At 57.2% G+C, this 1327-nt stretch carries 1 protein-coding gene; it reads right to left on the reverse strand.

Translation table 11 applies throughout. From position 1 onward, the window contains the following. Positions 1-1321 (reverse strand): IS4 family transposase (locus KGB07_RS26590; RefSeq protein WP_223467074.1); only part of this gene is annotated, 1321 nt, incomplete at its 3' end. Between the last annotated feature and the right edge of the window lie 6 nt (positions 1322-1327).

The following is a 1327-nucleotide window of genomic DNA, read 5'->3' on the forward strand; positions in this document are numbered from 1 at the left end:
GACTGGCATTTTTATTTCTGATCGGATACTTCGGTGATTTGAGCCGGATGGCGCGAGGATAAATACGCTCCTCTCGCCGATGAGGCAGGACATAGTGCGGGGCTGAGGCATGAAGCTCGGCCAGGTACTTGGGGATGTTCCCGGAGCGGTCTGCCGAGACACTGTTGATAAACCCTAAAATCGCCCAGGTACACGCGCTAAAGCTCATTTCACACGGGTAAATACCTGGACAGTGACGACTCATTTCCACCATCTGATAGCGCAACAAGTTGTAGCCCAGCAACACACCCCACAGTTCCTGCTCGATCATCTCGGGTGTCTTGCTACGCAGCGTATAGCTACTGTTGAGCAGAGTCTGTTTCATCTCTCGAAACCCTAATTCGATCTCCCATCGCTGGCTGTACAGGTCGACAATTTCGTCGGGCGGGAAGCGCAGCGGGTCGGCCATTGACGTCAGAATCTGACAAACCTTGCCCTTGACGGTTTTGCTCAGGAGTCGCGCGGTCAGGCGCTCGGGTAGCCCCGGCCATTGTTTGCGGGCTTGCGGCGAAGTGCTTAACAAGACAACAGCATCCTGGCGCCCCAAACGCTGAACCACTTCGTACTGCGCGCCTTTTTTCAGTGGCATCAGCCAATGCCGCTCGGTGCCTGCTTGCTGCCACTGATGCAGCAAGCCCAAGGAGTAAAAGCCACGATCGAACAGCGTCAACGAGTGATCGGGCGTGTTTTCGATCAGTTGTTCCGCCAGTTTCATTTCGTTGCTGCGATAGCCGTCAAAAGCGCTGCCGATCAGCAAATGGCTGGTCAGCTCCATTTGGCAGACCATGCGTACCTGAGGAAAACCGGTATCGCCATGCTGGTTGCTGGCGGAGTCGTAACGTGCACGGTTTTCGGGTGTATCGGGCGTTCGCCAGACGACGCCGTCGACCCCCAGCAAACGCAACCCGGCCCAGGTCGGATGGCCAGCCGCTTCATGCCAGCTTTTCTGCGTCAGATCGAAGACCTGTCGTACCGCCTCGCTGCCCAATCGCTGACGGGCCTGGACTACGGCGCTGGGCGCGACCAGCGGGCGTTGCCCGGGCAGCATGATGTTCATGCGACTGACCACATCCCACGCCGACATGCGCCGGAAAAACGCCATGGAGATGACGCACCAAAGCATCATTTCCAAGGGTAAGCGCCGCTTGCGCAAGGTAGCGACACCGGCTTGTTCCAAGGCCTGTTCGACCAGCGATGGATCAAGCAACGAGTCCAATCCCTCGAGGGAATTGGGAGTCGAGACGAAGTTGTGGGTCAGTTCCAGTGCCCGAGCCAGACGCATAAAAAA

Origin of the sequence: Pseudomonas sp. GL-RE-26 (assembly GCF_019956275.1) — a bacterium.
Classification (GTDB): Bacteria; Pseudomonadota; Gammaproteobacteria; order Pseudomonadales; family Pseudomonadaceae; genus Aquipseudomonas; species Aquipseudomonas grandcourensis.